This window comes from Klebsiella sp. RC2, from assembly GCF_014192815.1.
Taxonomy (GTDB): Bacteria; Pseudomonadota; Gammaproteobacteria; order Enterobacterales; family Enterobacteriaceae; genus Klebsiella; species Klebsiella variicola.
The window spans coordinates 462445-478216 of the sequence record NZ_JACHYL010000001.1 but is presented as its reverse complement, the minus strand read 5'-3'; the positions used below and the strand labels follow the sequence as shown (position 1 = coordinate 478216).

Below are 15772 nucleotides of genomic sequence, written 5' to 3'. Positions count from 1 at the left end.
TGACTATGCTGAGAAGCAGACAGTGAAAATAGCCTGTCAGGAATAGGGCAGATGAGTTCGGCTACGCGAAAAATATAAGAGGGAGCGTCATGAAGCATGTTTTACGCCACTGGCGAACGTCGGGCGCCGTGATTGGCTCACTGCTAAAAAAAGGGATCATTGCGGTACTGGTGCTGCTGGTGGTCTTTCTCGCCGGGCGGATCTATGAGTCCCAGCGTGGCCCGGCCCTGCATCGCTGGCATACCTGGAGCGCCAACGAGATGTCGGCCGAAGAGATCGACCAGGCGACCTTTGCCCAGTATCTGGCGCGGGAGAAGACGATTTTCGCCGATCTCCAGCGCGAGGTGACAGAGGCTTTGCCGGAGGAAGATAAAACCCCGGTCAACCGCTTTTATCGTCACAGCCGGGTCTGGCCGGGGCAGTTTAAGCAGGACTGGAATCGTTCTTTTGTGCTGTTGCCGCAGGGCAAGCCGCGCGGCAGCGTGGTGCTGCTCCATGGCCTGACTGATTCGCCCTACAGCGTGCGCTATCTGGCGCAACTCTGGCAGCAGCGGGGTTATGTGGCGGTGGTGCCGCGTTTGCCGGGACACGGCACCGCGCCGGGGGCGTTAACGGCGGTGGACTGGGAGACCTGGCTGGCGGCGACGCGTCTGGCAGTGCGCGAAGCGACGCGCCTGGCCGGGGCGGACGTGCCGCTGCATCTGGTCGGTTACTCTAACGGCGGCGCACTGGCGCTCAAGTATGCTCTTGATAGCCTGGAAGACAATCACTTGCGCCAGCCGCAGCAGATTATCCTGCTGTCGCCGATGATCGGTGTGACCGCGTTTGCCCGTTTCGCTGGCCTCGCCGGGCTGCCGTCCATCTTCCCGGCGTTCGCCCGCGCGGCCTGGCTGAACGTGGCGCCTGAGTTTAATCCCTTCAAGTACAACTCCTTTCCGGTCAAGGCGGCAAGACAGTCCTGGTTATTGAGCCAGGCGCTGCAGCAGCAGATTATCCGCGCGTCCCGTCAGGGCGAGCTGAAAGCGCTGCCGCCGGTCCTGACCTTTCAGTCGGTGATGGATTCCACGGTCAGCACCCGCGCGGTGGTGGAGTCCCTGTATCGTTACCTGCCGGATAACGGCAGCGAGCTGGTGGTGTTCGACATTAACCAGGCGGCGGATCTCCGGGTCCTGTTCCGTCCCGCGCTCTATGCGGCAGTCAATACGCTGCTGCCCCCGGCGCCGCGGGCCTATACCACTACGGTGGTGACCAACGCGACGGCGCACACGCTGCAGACCATCGCCCGTACCACGCTGGCGCAGGAGCGGGATGAGCATCGTTATCCGTTGCATCTCGCCTGGCCGGCGGATATGTACTCTCTGTCGCATGTGGCGGTGCCGTTTCCCCTGAGCGACTCGCTGTACGGTCGCGAGCCGGACGAGAAGAACCGCTACGGCATCAGCCTGGGCACCATTTCACTGCGAGGGGAAACCGGAACGCTGAGCGTGGGGCTGGAGACGTTAATGCGCGTCACCTCCAATCCTTTCTTTCCGTGGATGCTGGCGCGCGTCGATGAGCATATCACCTGCGGCGAGCAGGCGGCGGTGGCGGCCTGCCTGAAAGCGCAGGCCAGAGCAGAGGCGTTAAAACAGGATCAGGTGCAGAACGGTACGCAGCAGGATGCCGACGATCGCCGCGGGAACGACAAAGCGAAACAGGCGCACAAACCGTGAGCTGACGCCGAGAAAAATACCGATACCGGGGAGGTCAAAGGTCTGGATCAGCAGGCCGGCCGAGGCGTTGACCTGGCTGACGGTGACTTTGCCCTGCTGGATCAGCTCAGAAATGACGCCAAAGTAGGCGGTGCCCCCGGCGACGCACTTCACCAGCGCCGGCAGCACAAAGTTCTGCGGGATATGCAGCCAGCCAAGTACCGGCTTCAGCGCCTGCTGTAGCAGGTCAATGGCCCCGGCGCCCTGCAGCAGTCCGACGATGGTTAACGACAGGATCAGCATCGGGACTGCGCCGAGCGCCAGGCGGATGGCGTCGGAGCCGGCGCTGTTGATCACCGCCAGTATGCCCTGGCTGTTTTGCTCGGCGTTAGGTAACGCTTCCGCGCGGGGATTTTCGGCGACCGATAAGCGCCGTCCGGTGACGTGCCAGGCGACGGCGGCCGCGCACAGCCCGCCGATCACCGAGATAACGATCGAGGCCAGCCAGTGCAGACCAAAAGGGGTGAGGGGATAAAAGACGTTGCCTTGCCCCATGGCGAACACCATGGCCAGCGTGGCGGTCATTTGCCGGTCCGAGACGCCGCGTTTGTCCATAATCGACAACGTCGCAAGCGGGGCGGCAAAGCTAACAAAGTTAATCTGGATCAGGGCGAAGGCGCTCATCCCGGTTAAGCCGAAGGGCTTCAGCAGCGGGGCAACCCAGCGAACAATCACATCGAGGATGCCGCGGACCTCCAGATATTTCATGATGATCAGCATGATCACCATAATCGGCAACAGCGTATACAGTGCAACGTCAACGGATGATTTACCCGCCGCCATAATGATGCTTATGACATCCATTTACTTTTTTACCACTCGCAAAGGCATCGGTTCGCGTCATCATAATCCCGTGGGGAAGGAAATGATATGCCTTGATCCTCTCGAAGTCCGGCGCCCCACGGGCGCCGGGAGAAGAGGATTACTGGCCGATATTGACCAGCGTCCGGCCGTGAATCGTGTTGCTGAGAAAATCTGCGGCATACGCTGGCGCCTGCTCCAGCGTGATTTCGGTGGCCGCCTGCTGGTAGTAGCTTTCCGGCAGGAGCTGGGCCAGACGCTGCCAGACGGCGTCGCGTTCAGCGGTCGGCACCATCACCGAGTCCACCCCCTGCAGGCGCACGTTGCGCAGAATAAACGGCATCACGGTGGTCGGTAGATCGAAGCCCCCGGCCAGACCGCAGGCGGCGACGCAGCCGCGGTATTGCGTCTGCGCCAGCACTTTGGCCAGCATCGTGCCGCCAACGGTATCCACCGCGCCCGCCCACAGCTGTTTCTCCAGCGGACGGGTCTCCGCGAAGTCGCTGCGCGGCAGGATCGCATCGGCGCCCAGCTGACGCAGGTAATCGTGCGTCGATTCCCGGCCCGATACCGCCGTCACCCGGTAGCCCAGCGCTTTCAGCAACACCACGGCGGTGCTGCCGACCCCGCCGCTGGCGCCGGTAACCAGGATATCCCCGCTTTCCGGAGTGACGCCCGCATTGACGAGGGCATCAACGCACAGCATTGCGGTAAAGCCGGCGGTGCCGATGATCATCGCCTGGCGCGCGCTGAGCGCCGCCGGCTGGGCAACCAGCCAGTCGCCTTTGACGCAGGCTTCGGTGGCCAGGCCACCCCAGTGGTTTTCGCCTACGCCCCAACCGGTCAGGATCACGTCCTGACCGGGAACAAAGCGCGGATCGCGGCTTTCACTCACCCGTCCCGCAAAATCGATGCCAGGCACCATCGGGAACTGACGGATGATTTTGCCTTTGCCGGTGATCGCCAGGGCATCTTTATAGTTGAGACTCGACCAGTCGATAGCGACCCGAACATCGCCTTCGGCAAGGGCGGGCAGGTCGATCGCTTTGATGGCGGCGACGGTGCGGTTGTCGATCTGGTCCAGAACTAATGCTTTCATGACAGAGTATTCCTCGTCGGAAGGGGGTTATCGGCGCTAACGCCGTCCTGTGCAGGTGTTTTTGTTGTCATACTGTGCGCAAAAAATTCCCAGTACTGGTGAAGCGGTGCGGCGGACTGGCACAGCCTGGCGCGCATCACCGCGCCTTCCCAGCCGATCCAGAAGACCTGGGCCAGCGCGTCCGGTGAGGCGTCGCGGGCGATCGCTCCGGCAGCCTGCGCCTCGTGCAGGCAGCGGGCCACGCGCGACTCCCATGCCGTCAGGATCGCTTTTAATCGCCCGGGAAAGGTGTCGGGTAACAGCGGGGCTTCCTGCAGCAGGTTACCCACCAGGCAGCCGCGGCGAAACTGGTATTTCTCCATACCCTGGCCGGCATGACGCACAAAAGCCGCCATCCGTTCCAGCGGCGGCACGGCGTAGTCCAGCAGGAATTTATCTAATTTATGCGCAAAAAAGTCGCCATAGGCGCTAAGCACGGCCAGGCCAAAAGCCTCTTTGCTTTTAAAGCAGTGATAAAACGATCCCTTGGGCACATCGATATTCCTGATAACGGCCTCGATACCTGCCGCGAGATAGCCCGTTTCGGTCAGCACTTCAAGGCCTGAGCGAATCAGCGCCTGGCGCGTATCGTCAAACTGGCGATCGACCTTGGGTGGACGGCCGCGGCGGGGCTTCAGGACGGCGGAGGTATCGGGATTCATCATTTAGACCGTGTGGTTTAATTGTCGGTCAGGGTACGCCCAAACCCGGGATGGGGCAAGCGCAGCGTGGCGGAGGAGAGGGATGTCGAAAACCAGGGTCAGGAAGGCGGCCTGGCATGAGCATGTTCTGGCACTGTACGCCGATAACCGTTGTTTTCGGCAGTGAAATATTACTCTGCGAATTCTATTATGTTGCCTGGTAATATCCGTATTCGAAATACGATAAGAAGAACTAATAATATAAAAATATATTGATCCGTGATTACCATCAGGTGGGATAGACGAGCGCCAGAGATACCTGCATTGCGCTGTCGCAGACGCGGATTGTCAATTATTTGCAGACGATGGCGGATTGACAAAGGCGGTACGATAAAACACATTGTCACCCCTGGTTCGGCATGAGGCGCACCGTAGTTTAAATAACATCGCCATCATACAGAGATTGCTGACCTCTATTATCGGCGTCTGAAGCAATAAACCGGCGATGAAACAACACCTGCAAGGAAAGGAATAAAAGCGTGATGTACAGAATGAGTATTGCCGTCAGAGGAGGGGGCGAATGTCGCTAATTACTATTGTGTTGGTCTTTATGATGGCCATCGTCGTGACCGTGTTCGTGTCTCATCTTCTGCCCGTTAAGGTGCCGCTGCCGCTGATCCAGATCGCCGCAGGCGCTGCGCTGGCCGCCGGCGGATTTCAGGTCGATTTCGATCCGCATATCTTTTTGCTGCTGTTTATTCCGCCGCTGCTTTTCCTCGATGGCTGGCGGATCCCCAAAGACGCCTTTTTCAGGGATATGAAGCCGATTCTGTCGCTGGCGATAGGCCTGGTGATGGTGACGATCCTCGGCATTGGTCTGTTTATACACTGGCTGATCCCGGCTATCACCGTGGCCGCGGGGTTCGCCCTCGCGGCTATTCTGTCACCCACCGATCCGGTGGCGGTATCGGCAATGACCGCCAGCTCACCGCTTCCCTCAAGGATGGCGCATATTCTCGAAGGGGAGTCGCTGTTAAACGATGCTTCAGGCCTTGTCGCCTTTAACTTCGCCATCGCCGCGGTGCTGACCGGCAGCTTCTCGCCGGGAGACGCAGTGGTGAAGTTTTTCCTGATGGCGTTTGGGGGGATCCTCAGTGGCCTCGTGGTGGTGTGGGTCACCGGCAAATGCAACAACTTTCTCGTGCGGCGCACCCGCGAGGAGCCGGCAATTCAGATCCTGATAAGCCTGCTTATCCCCTTCGCTGCCTATTTGCTGGCCGAGGCGTTCCATGTCTCAGGCATTCTTGCTGCGGTGGCCGCCGGCATTGCGATGCACTATGAGCAGCTGTCGGGGCCCCGACTGCCGGCGACGCGTATGAAAAGCAGCGCGGTGTGGACCATGCTGCAGACCACCCTCAACGGCATGATTTTTCTCATGCTGGGCGAGCAGCTGCCGCGCATGCTGAAAACGCTTCCTGCGGTGGCCAGTCAGGCCGGCGTCTCGTCTCCCTGGTATCTGCTGCTGTACGCGGTGGCCATCACCTTGGCGCTTGGCCTGATGCGCTTTGCCTGGGTATGGCTGTCGATGACCCTGACGATTTTCCGCCGTAAGCGCCGGGGCAAGGCTATCACTATTCGTCCGCGATTCAGCATTATGGCCGTCATGGCGCTGGCGGGGGTAAAAGGTTCCGTCACCCTTGCCGGTATCCTGACACTACCGGTATTGCTGGCGGATGGCTCGCCGTTTCCGGGGCGGGAACTGCTGATCTTTCTCTCAATGGCGGTGATCCTGATGTCGCTCATCGTGGCGGCCGTCGGCCTGCCGTACATGACCCAGTATCTGGCCGATGATTTACCCCATGACACCGGAAAGGACAATATCGGTGCGGTGATGACCGAAGTGGCGATTAACCGCCTGAATGCGCTGCTGGACGAGTCGGTGGACGATCCGAATGAGCAGGCTTTGCGGGTCGATGCGGGCAATATGCTGCTGGAAACGTACCAGCGGCGGCTGCACTATAACGACAGTGACGAGGAGCAGGACGTCGGGCTGGAGCTGGCGAAGCGCGCCAGGCTGGAGAAGTATATGCAAAGGGAGGTCATTATCGCTCAGCGCCAGGAGCTGTTCCGGCTGCGGCGCGCCCATAACATCAGTGATACGACCTTTTATGAAGTGCTGCGGGAGATAGACCTCAAGGAAGAAAGCTTGCGCTAACAAACATGGCCGGAAGGCCGGGGCGTAAGCGCTGAAAGGGGCTGGTTCGCCTTCCGGAAGAGGTGTTCTGCCGCGGTATAAAACAAAGCCTGCTGGAAAAGCAGGCTTTTTTTATGTTGGCGGCCTGGACTGGCGAACAGTGGCAGATGGGGCGAGTTGCTCTGAAAGCAAACCTCTGGCTCTACTTATTGCAAGGAACCTGCTTTTCCCCATCTCACTGGGGTTTGACGCCTACAATGCTTGACCAGGCGGGACGCGATGTCACGACTGAGCGAGGTGAGGGGGGAAGAATACCTTGATTTTTAACTATTTATTCTTTTCAGCTATTTAAAGTCAATAAGGTTATTTGTTTTTAATGTGGGTAATGCATAAAAGTGAGGTAACGCCAAAAAGAATTTTATCGATGTGCTTTTATGAAGGATATTATTATGCCGGAAGCGGGTGAATTGTATCTCTTGCCGAAAAGAGAAAATAACTGGCATTTAAATAATGTCGTCAATGAATTGCGTCGCGTTCGCCAGGCGTGGCGCGATGAGCACGCGAAGAATAATTATCGTAATAAACGGAGTTTACCTTCCCGGGAAAGCGTTAATTCCGTCGCGGATACATTGATAAAAGTGCTTTATCCGATGCGCTTAGGCGACGTGGACTTACGCAAAGAGGGGGAAGATTATTACGTCGGCCATTTGCTGGGCACCGCGCTGGACAGGCTCACCGAAGAAGCACTTCTGGAACTCTATTATCAGTCGGATGAGCAGGCGGAAAATGAGGTCCTGTTGCAGGAGGCGGTCAGACGCGTTCAGCAGTTTGCCAACCGTTTACCGGTGATTCGTCAGCGTCTTGACGGTGATATCCTCGCCGCTTATCAGGGCGATCCTTCCGCGCGCAGCATGGATGATGTGCTGCTCTGCTACCCGGGAATTCATGCGGTGATGCACTATCGGCTGGCCCATGAGCTGCATCAGCTCGACCTTCCGCTGCTGGCGCGCATCATCACGGAAAAGGCGCATAGCCAGACCGGTATCGATATTCATCCCGGTGCGCAGATTGATGATGGATTCTTTATCGATCACGGAACCGGTGTGGTCATTGGTGAAACCGCCATCGTCGGTAAACGAGTGCGTATTTATCAAGCCGTCACCCTGGGAGCCAAACGTTTTCTCGTCGGTGAGGATGGACAATTGCAAAAAAATTATCCTCGCCACCCTATTATTGAAGATGACGTTGTGATTTATGCCGGCGCGACAATCCTCGGGAGAATTACCATTGGGGCGCGCTCCAGCATCGGAGGAAATATCTGGCTAACTCGTGATGTGCCACCGGACAGTAATGTTCAACAGGCGCGAATACAGCAGAGACATTTCAGCGACGGCGACGGCATTTAATCATTACAAGAATAAATAAACCTATCGTTCCCGTACCATTAAAATAGCAGCGTGATCATTATTATGAAGTTACTTGAAACGATTGGCGAGACGCCTTTAATAGCCTTGCCCTCTTTTTCTGCAGAATTATCGGGTGTCACGCTGCTGGCGAAAGCTGAATTTATGAATCCCAGCGGCTCGGTGAAAGACCGCGCGGCAAAAGCGATGGTACTGGACGGAATTGCGCGGGGGTTATTGACGCCGGATAAAACTATTATTGATGCGACCAGCGGTAATACCGGAATTGCTTACGCGATGATCGGCGCCGCGCTGGGGTATCACGTTCGGCTGTATCTCCCGCAGAATACCAGCCCGGAGCGTAAAAAAATAATTCGTCAGTATGGCGCCACGATTGTGGAGACTGATCCGCTTGAAGGTTCCGATGGCGCTTATCTTGAAGTCCAGGCCCAGGTCGCCGCACACCCGGAGCGCTATTTTTATCCCGACCAGTATAACAACCCCGTTAATCCGCAAACGCATTTCGCGACCACCGGGAAAGAGATCTGGGAGCAAAGCGGAAAGCAAGTCACCCATTTTGTCGCCGGGATGGGCACGTCAGGCAGTTTTGTTGGCACCGCCCGGCGGCTGAAGTTTGAGGATCCGCGGGTGAAAACCCTCGCCGTTCAGCCCGCTTCGCCATTCCATGGCATTGAAGGGACTAAGCATATGGGCAGCAGTATTAAACCCGGCATTCTCGACGAAACCCTGTTTGATGATGTGATTTCCGTCACCACCGAGGAGGCCTATGCGAGTGCGCGACGCCTCGCCCGGCGGGACGGCATTTTTGTCGGTATTTCATCTGGCGCCAATGTTGCCGCCGCCGCACGGCTGGCCCGCACGCTGCCGGCTGGTTCGGTGGTGGTCACGCTGCTGTGCGATGTGGGCTCCCGCTATTTGACCGACCCTTTCTGGAATGAAACCCATGATTGAATTGACTCGTGAAATCGCCAGACAGATTGGCGCTGAAGGGGAAAAGACCTATCCCAATGAATGCTGTGGTGCGCTTTTTGGTCATTTATCTGCGCAGGGCGATGGCCGCGTGACGGCGATTTTCCCCATCGTCAACGCGCGGGAATCGGAAGAGCAGTACCACCGCTTTGTTATCACCGCCGACGACGCCTTGCGGGCGGAGCGTGCTGCGCTGGCGGAAGGTGTGGATGTCATCGGCTATTACCATTCGCACCCCGATCATCCGGCCATTCCATCGGAATTTGACCGTGAACATGCCCTGCCGTTTTACGCCTACATCATCGTGGCGGTCGCGCAGCGGCAGGCGGGGGCGCTGACCAGCTGGCGGCTCACGCAGGACCGCCTGCGCTTTTTGCAGGAGGAAGTGCACATCGTTTCATGACGTGAATAACAGGCACAACGTTGCCGGAAACCAGAGCAAAACACGGAGAGATTATCACTATGGCATCGACATTACTGATCCCCACTGCGCTACGCGCGTTCACCGACGGTCAGGGGAAGGTGACCCTCGAAGGTCACACCGTTGGGCAACTGGTCGCGGCGCTGGCGGCGCGATATCCGGACATTCAGCCGCATCTGTATGACGACGCAGGCGCGTTGCGCAGCTTTATCAATCTGTATGTGGGTGAGCACAATATTAAAACTACCGGTGGGCTGGAGACGCCGGTTAGCGATGGGGCGGAAGTGTTGCTGGTTCCCGCCATTGCCGGTGGCGTCGGGAAGGCGATATGAGCAGACCGAGCATTATCCCGGACGACCGTCTGTCGGCGCTGACGCATGCTGAGATTGCCCGCTACAGCCGCCACTTGCTGCTGCCGGAAGTCGGGCTTGAGGGGCAAAAGCGTCTGAAGGCCGCCCGCGTGTTACTTATTGGCACCGGCGGGTTGGGGGCGCCAGTGGCGCTTTATCTGGCCGCGGCGGGGGTTGGTAAGCTGGGGATTGTCGACTTTGATTTTGTCGATATCTCCAACCTGCAAAGGCAGATTATTCACAGCACCAAAGATATTAACCGCCCCAAAGTCGCTTCGGCGAAAGACAAGATTAAAGCAATTAACCCCGAGATTCAGGTGGAAACCTATAACACCACCCTGAGTAGTAAAAACGCGCTCGAGATCATCCGCGAATACGACCTGGTGGTCGATGGCACGGACAATTATCCCACCCGGTATCTGATCAACGATGCCTGCGTGTTACTGGGTAAGCCGCTGGTCTACGGCTCCATCTTCCAGTTTGAAGGGCAGGCCAGCGTTTTTCATGCCGGGCAAGGGCCCTGCTACCGCTGCCTTTATCCCGAGCCACCGCCACCGGGGCTGGTGCCCTCCTGCGCGGAAGGCGGCGTGGTCGGTGTGTTGCCGGGCATTATTGGCACTATTCAGGCCGCGGAAGCCATCAAGCTTATCGTCGGCGGCAGCGAGAGCCTGATCGGCCGTCTGCTGCTCTTTGATGTGTGGCAGATGAAGCAACGTGAACTGCGGCTGGAGAGGGACCCGGGCTGCCCGGTCTGCGGTGAGCATCCGTCGATCCATGCGCTCATCGACTATGAGGAGTTTTGCGGACTGAAACCCGATGAGTCAGAAGCACCCATTGAAAGCGTCACGGCGCTTGAGCTTCATGCGTGGATAGAGGAGGGAAAACCCCTGCAACTGATCGACATTCGTGAGCCCCACGAAAGAGCGATCGCAAAATTTCCGCAGGCCAAAGTGATGCCGCTGGGCCAGATAGTCAGACGTATCGATGAATTCGATCCGACGGTCGATGCGGTGTTTCTGTGCAAGATAGGGCAGCGCAGTATTTTCGCCATTCGGGCACTCCAGCGCGCAGGTTATCAGGGGCGCGTGATGAATTTAAAAGATGGCCTAAACGCCTGGGCGCGGGATGTCGATACCCGTTTACCGCAGTACTAACTTTCAGCTCCACTCTTTCAAACACTAAGGACTTATCATGGCAGAACAAAAAAGCATTAATGCACTGGGGCGTGAAGCCGCGTATCAGTTAGCGAATGTGACCAAAACGGCGCCGCAATTTGCGGCAATTACTCCGCGCTGGGTCAGTCGTTTTCTCGATTATAAAGGGCTGGAGTCGGGCATTTATCGCGTCAACAAGGTCGTGGAGGGGGAGACGCCGCTGGACGTATTATGCAGCCAGGACCCTTCACGCGTAGAGATACCACAGGGCTATATTGAGTATCAGACCACACCGCGTGAATATCAGCTGGATTCGATCTCGACCATTATTAACGTTGATACCAAAATTGCCGATCTCTACAGTTCGCCCTATGACCAGGCGTCAGAGCAAATTGCGCTGGCGATCGAAAGCCTGCGTGAACGCCAGGAAAGCCAGCTTATTAATAACGATGAATATGGACTGCTGAAAAATATCGATGACTCACAGCGCATTCAGACCCGCAACGGCCGGCCGACGCCGGATGATCTGGATGAGTTGTTGTCAAAAGTGTGGAAAGAGCCTTCCTTCTTCCTCGCCCATCCGCGGGCCATTGCCGCCTTTCAGCGTGAAGCCACGCGACGCGGTGTGCCGCCGGTCACCGTGAACCTGCATGGCGGGACTTTTATTCTGTGGCGCGGTATTCCGCTGATCCCTTCCGATAAACTGTTTGTCGACGGACTGAAGAACCCAAAAAGCCAGGGCGGGAAAACCAATATTCTGCTGATTCGCTCCGGGGAAAGTAAACGCGGCGTGCTGGGGCTTTATCAGGAAGGGCTGCCAAACGAGCAGTCTCGCGGGCTGTCGGTGCGCTTCCGCGGGATCGATGATAACGGCGTGGCCTCTTATTTACTCTCACTTTATTGCTCCGCCGCGATCCTGGCCGATGATGCCATTGCTGTGCTGGAAGATGTTGAAGTGGGTGAATATTATGACTACGAGTAATTTATTCACGCTTCCCTTTGCGCCGGGCGGATGGCCCGGCGAGGCGGATGACGCCCCCTCTGCACGCGATTATGGTCTGCCCGACGCGCGGGATCTGCAAGGGTTGCTGAGCGATACGCCCGCCCGTCCGCGCGGAGTGGAGACGGCCTACGCGCCGCGGGTGGTGCCACTGGGCCAGGAGAGCAGGGCGGATATCGCCCCTCGCGGGATTGCAACATTGCCTGCTTTCGGCTCCCGGCCTGCGCCAGCGGCGCGGGTTGGGCAGATCCCCGTTGAGCGGATCCGTGCAGATTTTCCGATCCTTGCCGAACAGGTGGAGGGGCATCCGCTGGTGTGGCTGGATAATGCCGCGACGACCCAGCGCCCGAAGCAGGTTATCGATCGCATCAGCCATTATTATTTGCACGAAAACTCGAACGTTCATCGGGCGGCGCATACGCTTGCCGCTCGTTCCACCGATGCTTATGAAGCCGCGCGGGAGAAAGTATCGCGTTTTATTGGCGCCCGCGGCCCGGAGAATATTATCTTCGTGCGCGGCACCACGGAGGGACTCAATCTTATCGCGCACAGTTACGTGAAGCCGCTGCTACGCCCTGGGGATGAAATTATCCTCACACAGCTTGAGCATCACGCCAACATTGTGCCGTGGCAACTTATTGCGCAGGAGACGGGCGCGACGATCCGCGTTGCGCCGGTTGATGAGCACGGACAGCTGATCGTCGAGGAGTATATTCGGTTATTCAACGATAAAACCCGTTTTGTGTCCGCCACTCACGTTTCCAACGCCCTGGGGACCGTGACGCCGGTTCAGGAACTGGTGCAGATCGCCCATCGTTTTGGCGTACGTATCGCCATCGACGGCGCGCAGTCTATCTCACATATTCCGACCAACGTCACGGCGCTGGATGCCGATTTCTTTGTCTTCTCCGGGCATAAAATTTTTGGACCTACCGGGATCGGCGTCGTCTATGGCAAGCAGGAGGTACTGGAAGCGGCGCGCCCGTATCAGGGCGGCGGGAACATGATTGCCGACGTGACCTTTGAGCTGACGCGCTATCAGCCTTCGCCGAATAAGTTTGAGGCGGGAACGGGCAATATTGCCGATGCCGTCGGGCTGGGGGCGGCCATCGACTATGTGACCTCACTGGGGATCGAAAATATTGCGCAGTATGAGCATGCCTTACTGGAGTATGGGATTGCGAAGCTGTCGGCTATTCCGGGCCTGACGTTGGTCGGCACCGCGGCGAACAAAACCAGCGTCTTGTCTTTTGTGCTGGCGGGGTATGAAAATGAAGCCGTGGGGCGCTATCTCAGTCAGGTTGGCATCGCTGTGCGGTCCGGGCATCACTGTGCGCAACCGATCCTGCGTCGTTTGGGCTATGAGAGTACCGTCCGGCCTTCGCTGGCTTTTTATAACACGCCGCAGGAAATCGATTTTCTCGCCGAACAGGTTGCCCGATTTGCCGCGCGGCAATGACGCCGTAAACCGCGTAAGGCCGCATGAAAACCGAAAAGCAAAAAGCCTGCTCGAAAGCAGGCTTTTTAAATTTGGCTCCTCTGACTGGACTCGAACCAGTGACATACGGATTAACAGTCCGCCGTTCTACCGACTGAACTACAGAGGAATCGTGTGAACGGGGCGCATATTAACGATGCCATCCGGCCTTGTCAAAGCCTGATTCAAAGAATTGCGTTCAACTGCTGACAATTTCAACAACCCCTGGCTGGGCGCCGCTTTTTTCACCATTACGCACCGTTGCGGTGCAAAAATACCCCTAATGGGGCATACCACAATCTGCTTACCGGGCAAATAAAAGCTGGATTGTTATCACTATCCCTTATAACACGGCTTCTGGCGGGCAGCGGCAGCGCAATTGAAAAGCTGGCAAGCAAATTGCAAAACCAGTTACATCATACTTCCAGCGTTGACGCTGGCGTTCCTTACAGGAGGCAAAATGAACTTAAGACGACTGAAATATTTTGTGAAAATCGTCGATATCGGCAGTCTGACCCAGGCCGCTGAAGTCTTGCACATCGCACAACCGGCCCTGAGCCAGCAGGTCGCGACCCTGGAAGGTGAAATGGACCAGCAGTTGCTGATACGCACCAAGCGAGGGGTCACGCCAACGGAAGCCGGTAAAATACTCTACACCCATGCGCGAACCATCCTGCGCCAGTGTGAGCAGGCGCAGCTGGCGGTCAATAACGTCGGCCAGACGCTGCGTGGTCAGGTCTCGATTGGCCTGGCGCCGGGCACGGCAGCTTCTGCCATTACCATGCCGTTGCTGCAGACGGTGCGTAATGAGTTGCCCGAGGTGATGGTCTATCTGCAGGAGAGCAGCGGCACTGCGCTGAATGACAAGCTGCTGGCGGGTCAGCTGGATATGGCGGTGCTGTATGAGCGTTCGCCAGTGGCCGGTATCGTCAGCCAGCCGCTGCTGAAAGAGGATCTCTACCTGGTGGGTACCCGCGACTGCCCGGGACAGAGCGTGGATCTCACGGCGGTGGCGGAGATGAACCTGTTCCTGCCGCGGGATTACAGCGCGGTACGGGCGCGGGTCACCGAGGCGTTCACCCTGCGTCGTCTGTCGGCGAAAATTATCGGCGAGATCGAATCCATTACCACCCTGACTGCGGCTATCGCCAGCGGCATGGGGGCGACGGTCCTGCCGGAATCCGCTGCCCGCTCCCTGTGCGGCGCGGCAAACGGCTGGATGGCGCGGATTAGCACGCCGTCGATGAGCCTGTCGCTGTCGCTGAATATGTCGGCACGCGGCAGTCTGTCGCCGCAGGCGCAGGCGGTGAAAGAGATCCTGCTGTCTCTGGTGAGCCGCCCGTCGCTGGAGAACCGTGAACTGCAGCTGGTTAGTTAGGCTATATTCTCTTAAGGAATAAGTTGCTGGTTTTTATTATTTGTTACCTGGGACAACAGACTTTAACAATAGCAGATACGTTAAGTCCATTGGCCCGGAGGAAAGGGTGAACTTCCAGCAACTGAAAATTATCCGTGAGGCGGCCCGTCAGGATTACAACCTGACGGAAGTCGCGAATATGCTCTATACCTCGCAGTCAGGCGTCAGCCGCCATATCCGGGAACTGGAAGAGGAGCTGGGGATTGAGATCTTTATCCGTCGCGGTAAGCGCCTGTTAGGCATGACCGAGCCGGGTAAAGCGCTGTTATCCATTGCCGAGCGCATCCTCAATGAAGCCAGCAACGTCCGGCGGCTGGCGGATCTCTTTACCAATGATGCCTCCGGCGTCTTAACCATCGCCACCACCCACACCCAGGCGCGCTACAGCCTGCCGCCGGTGATTAAAGCCTTCCGCGAGCTGTTCTCAGATGTTCGCGTCGAGCTGGTGCAGGGCACCCCGCAGGAAATCGAAGCGCTGCTGCATAACGGCGGGGCGGATATCGGTATCGCCAGCGAGCGCCTGAGCAACGACCCGACGCTGGCGGCTTTCCCCTGGTTCCGCTGGCATCACAGCCTGCTGGTGCCGAAGGATCATCCTTTGACGCAGGTTTCTCCTCTGACGCTTGAGGCAATAGCCCGCTGGCCGTTAATCACCTACCGCCAGGGGATCACTGGCCGTTCGCGAATCGATGAGGCCTTCAACCGCAAGGGGTTGATGCCGGATATCGTGCTGAGCGCGCAGGATTCCGATGTCATCAAGACCTATGTCGAGCTGGGGCTGGGCGTCGGGCTGGTTGCCGAGCAGTCCGGAGATGCCAGGGAAGCGGACACCTTTACGCGTCTCGATACTCGCCATCTGTTCGATGCCAATACCGTGTGGCTGGGGTTGAAGCGGGGCCAGCTCCAGCGTAACTACGTCTGGCGCTTTATCGAACTGTGCAATGCCGGACTGTCGCTGGATGAAATTAAGCGTCAGGCGATGGAGCCGGAAGAGGCCGCTATCGACTATCAGATTTAAGCCATCGTGGTCAGCGG

The 15772-nt window shown here is 57.7% G+C and carries 13 protein-coding genes, 1 tRNA gene and 1 pseudogene; 11 read left to right on the top strand and 4 right to left on the bottom strand.

Annotated features, from left to right (window positions below; translation table 11 throughout):
• Positions 1-89 precede the first annotated feature (89 nt).
• Positions 90-1712, top strand: coding sequence for a carboxylesterase (locus FHW76_RS02320; RefSeq protein WP_072045389.1), 1623 nt, complete (start codon positions 90-92; stop codon positions 1710-1712).
• Here the strand turns inward: FHW76_RS02320 and FHW76_RS02315 are convergent.
• The 3 genes and pseudogenes from FHW76_RS02315 to FHW76_RS02305 form a co-directional block, all read right to left on the bottom strand.
• Positions 1623-2555 (bottom strand): nucleoside recognition domain-containing protein, encoded by a 933-nt coding sequence (locus FHW76_RS02315; RefSeq protein ID WP_110209747.1) that lies wholly within the window; start codon positions 2553-2555, stop codon positions 1623-1625. The two genes, FHW76_RS02320 and FHW76_RS02315, sit on opposite strands and share 90 nt — an antisense overlap.
• Before the next feature lie 118 nt (positions 2556-2673).
• On the bottom strand, positions 2674-3594 hold the full coding sequence (locus FHW76_RS02310; protein ID WP_231669024.1) for an MDR family oxidoreductase: 921 nt from the start codon (positions 3592-3594) through the stop codon (positions 2674-2676).
• A pseudogene (locus FHW76_RS02305) lies at positions 3527-4352 on the bottom strand (TetR family transcriptional regulator C-terminal domain-containing protein). The gene FHW76_RS02310 and the pseudogene FHW76_RS02305 overlap by 68 nt, the downstream one beginning before the upstream one ends.
• A gap of 559 nt (positions 4353-4911) precedes the next feature.
• Between FHW76_RS02305 and FHW76_RS02300 the strand changes: the two are divergent.
• The 8 genes from FHW76_RS02300 (at position 4912) to FHW76_RS02265 (ending at position 13302) form a co-directional block, all read left to right on the top strand.
• Positions 4912-6546 (top strand): Na+/H+ antiporter, encoded by a 1635-nt coding sequence (locus FHW76_RS02300; RefSeq protein WP_012541138.1) that lies wholly within the window; start codon positions 4912-4914, stop codon positions 6544-6546.
• Between the two features lie 455 nt (positions 6547-7001).
• Positions 7002-7931 (top strand): serine O-acetyltransferase EpsC, encoded by a 930-nt coding sequence (epsC, locus tag FHW76_RS02295; protein WP_008804177.1) that lies wholly within the window; start codon positions 7002-7004, stop codon positions 7929-7931.
• A gap of 63 nt (positions 7932-7994) precedes the next feature.
• A complete protein-coding gene (locus FHW76_RS02290) occupies positions 7995-8900 on the top strand; it encodes a PLP-dependent cysteine synthase family protein (protein WP_055323419.1) in 906 nt (301 codons plus the stop codon).
• Entirely contained in the window at positions 8893-9321 is a 429-nt protein-coding gene (locus FHW76_RS02285; RefSeq protein WP_012541140.1) for a Mov34/MPN/PAD-1 family protein, read from the top strand. Before FHW76_RS02290 ends, FHW76_RS02285 begins: the two co-directional genes overlap by 8 nt.
• A 59-nt stretch (positions 9322-9380) precedes the next feature.
• Complete coding sequence (locus FHW76_RS02280; protein ID WP_008804180.1) at positions 9381-9671, top strand: MoaD/ThiS family protein; 291 nt, start codon at positions 9381-9383, stop codon at positions 9669-9671.
• Positions 9668-10843, top strand: coding sequence for a molybdopterin-synthase adenylyltransferase MoeB (moeB, locus tag FHW76_RS02275; protein ID WP_050887342.1), 1176 nt, complete (start codon positions 9668-9670; stop codon positions 10841-10843). Before FHW76_RS02280 ends, moeB begins: the two co-directional genes overlap by 4 nt.
• A gap of 37 nt (positions 10844-10880) precedes the next feature.
• Entirely contained in the window at positions 10881-11825 is a 945-nt protein-coding gene (locus FHW76_RS02270; protein WP_008804182.1) for a family 2A encapsulin nanocompartment shell protein, read from the top strand.
• Complete coding sequence (locus FHW76_RS02265; RefSeq protein ID WP_183476172.1) at positions 11812-13302, top strand: cysteine desulfurase; 1491 nt, start codon at positions 11812-11814, stop codon at positions 13300-13302. Before FHW76_RS02270 ends, FHW76_RS02265 begins: the two co-directional genes overlap by 14 nt.
• 72 nt (positions 13303-13374) lie before the next feature.
• On the opposite strand, the gene FHW76_RS02260 is transcribed toward FHW76_RS02265, so the two are convergent.
• A tRNA-Asn gene (locus FHW76_RS02260) sits at positions 13375-13450 on the bottom strand.
• A gap of 330 nt (positions 13451-13780) precedes the next feature.
• Between FHW76_RS02260 and nac the strand changes: the two genes are divergently transcribed.
• Positions 13781-14698: a nitrogen assimilation transcriptional regulator NAC gene (gene nac, locus FHW76_RS02255; protein WP_002911729.1), complete on the top strand. Its 918-nt coding sequence runs from the start codon at positions 13781-13783 to the stop codon at positions 14696-14698.
• Between the two features lie 106 nt (positions 14699-14804).
• Complete coding sequence (gene cbl, locus FHW76_RS02250) at positions 14805-15755, top strand: HTH-type transcriptional regulator Cbl (RefSeq protein WP_004180456.1); 951 nt, start codon at positions 14805-14807, stop codon at positions 15753-15755.
• The last annotated feature ends 17 nt before the right edge of the window (positions 15756-15772 follow it).

Coding starts and splice junctions, on each gene's coding strand:
- FHW76_RS02270 (WP_008804182.1), top strand. CDS start 10,881: ATGGCAGAACAAAAAAGCATTAATGCACTGGGGCGTGAAGCCGCGTAT.
- FHW76_RS02280 (WP_008804180.1), top strand. CDS start 9,381: ATGGCATCGACATTACTGATCCCCACTGCGCTACGCGCGTTCACCGAC.
- FHW76_RS02290 (WP_055323419.1), top strand. CDS start 7,995: ATGAAGTTACTTGAAACGATTGGCGAGACGCCTTTAATAGCCTTGCCC.
- FHW76_RS02265 (WP_183476172.1), top strand. CDS start 11,812: ATGACTACGAGTAATTTATTCACGCTTCCCTTTGCGCCGGGCGGATGG.
- FHW76_RS02320 (WP_072045389.1), top strand. CDS start 90: ATGAAGCATGTTTTACGCCACTGGCGAACGTCGGGCGCCGTGATTGGC.
- moeB (WP_050887342.1), top strand. CDS start 9,668: ATGAGCAGACCGAGCATTATCCCGGACGACCGTCTGTCGGCGCTGACG.
- FHW76_RS02285 (WP_012541140.1), top strand. CDS start 8,893: ATGATTGAATTGACTCGTGAAATCGCCAGACAGATTGGCGCTGAAGGG.
- FHW76_RS02300 (WP_012541138.1), top strand. CDS start 4,912: ATGTCGCTAATTACTATTGTGTTGGTCTTTATGATGGCCATCGTCGTG.
- nac (WP_002911729.1), top strand. CDS start 13,781: ATGAACTTAAGACGACTGAAATATTTTGTGAAAATCGTCGATATCGGC.
- FHW76_RS02315 (WP_110209747.1), bottom strand. CDS start 2,555: ATGGATGTCATAAGCATCATTATGGCGGCGGGTAAATCATCCGTTGAC.